Below are 1,488 nucleotides of genomic sequence, written 5' to 3' on the forward strand. Positions count from 1 at the left end.
GTGTTCTATTGGATGCATCGTTATTCCACCTCCCAAACAAAATCTCCAGAATAATACACTATGTACTTCTGTTATCTTTATCGACATTTTCTCTCACAAACTTTAGCTAATTTAGGACACCACCTAAAATTTCACTCCTACAGAGATATAATGATTCCTGTCCAGATCTCCACGCATTAGATATGCATAGTCTAAAGAATAACCTCGTTCGACAAATCCCAGTCCAGCAGTAAAATCTTTTGTTTCATATCCAAATGCATATCCTACTCTTAAATACACATTTAATTCACACTCTACATTTAAATATTCCATTCCCACATGAGTTTTAATATCATCTCCTTTAGGTTTAACTAAATCTATACCTAAAAGAATATTGTTTGCATTTGGAAGTAGAAATTTATAAGAAGTTCCTGCTCGTATATTGAATGGCAATGGATCTTTTTTCTCACGATATTTTACATCTGACCCAAAATTTTGTCCTGCCACCCCAAAGCTAAGATTTTCTGAAATAAGTAATAATGTCCCAAAATCTATAGCATACGCCTTTGCCTTTACCTCTTCTACCAATTCACTTTGTATCTTTTTAAGATTAATTCCTGCTGATAGATTTTTAGTTAGTTTTAGCCCTCCAGATAGACTAATCACATAATCACTTTCTGCCTTTACCTTTCTACTGGGTTTATTCTCATAATTAATTTCAATATCACCCACTTGCAATGTAGCAATACTTAGACCCAGGACACTATTTTCTGAGGTGGCCGGGTTTGTCAAGACCATTTTTACTCTTTTTTTAGATGCATTGGGGAGAGCGTTGAGTAGAAGAAAGCCGCCTCCTTATGGTCAACTAATGACAAGCCTGCAGGGTTAAAGAAGATACTATCTATGCCATTTGGGCAACTAACTCCAATTTCACCTATGCCAGATACTCGAGCACTTGTGGGAAATTTTAGCACTACCAGAGCAGAAGTTTTATCTCCTGCTTCAGATTGATGAGTTAATAACATAACCCACCATATTGAAAAAATTAGGATAGTTCTTAAAATTATAAAACTTATCACTGTTATCCCCCTCATTTAATCACCGCTATCTTCTTTATTTCATTGAAATAGCCACAATCAAAATATACCAAATAAATTCCACTGGCAACTATCTCATCATCTTCATCCTTACCATCCCATTTATCCGTATTATGTGGTCCGGCATCCCTATAATTATCTACAACTGTTTTTACCAGAAGACCATCTAATGTATAAACCTTAATTTCTACTTTAGCAGCGTAACTGCTCATCATCAAGTGGCAATCTGCACCTTACAGTTTCAACAGCCACATAATATCTAAAGAACCGTTTTTTATGGCGAAGGGCCACATGGATAACAAACTGCACTTGTCTGCCCGATCATCTCTGCTAAGGATGGCAGCCTGTATTCTCCAGAAAGTCTATCGTATAAATACTTACGAAAATTCACTCCAAGTTTTCGACATGTATC

Annotated in this window: 3 protein-coding genes; all 3 read right to left on the bottom strand. The window is 36.0% G+C overall.

The window, feature by feature from the left end; all coding sequences use genetic code 11:
• Window positions 1–123: 123 nt before the first annotated feature.
• The 3 genes from AB1414_20695 to AB1414_20705 are packed head-to-tail and all read right to left on the bottom strand — an operon-like array spanning window position 124 to window position 1,291.
• Window positions 124–777, bottom strand: coding sequence for a PorV/PorQ family protein (locus AB1414_20695; GenBank protein MEW6609829.1), 654 nt, complete (start codon window positions 775–777; stop codon window positions 124–126).
• 2 nt (window positions 778–779) lie between these two features.
• On the bottom strand, window positions 780–1,058 hold the full coding sequence (locus tag AB1414_20700; GenBank protein MEW6609830.1) for a hypothetical protein: 279 nt from the start codon (window positions 1,056–1,058) through the stop codon (window positions 780–782).
• Between the two features lie 11 nt (window positions 1,059–1,069).
• Entirely contained in the window at window positions 1,070–1,291 is a 222-nt protein-coding gene (locus AB1414_20705) for a hypothetical protein (GenBank protein MEW6609831.1), read from the bottom strand.
• Window positions 1,292–1,488 lie beyond the last annotated feature (197 nt).

This window comes from bacterium (assembly GCA_040755795.1).
Taxonomy (GTDB): domain Bacteria; phylum UBA9089; class CG2-30-40-21; order CG2-30-40-21; family SBAY01; genus JBFLXS01.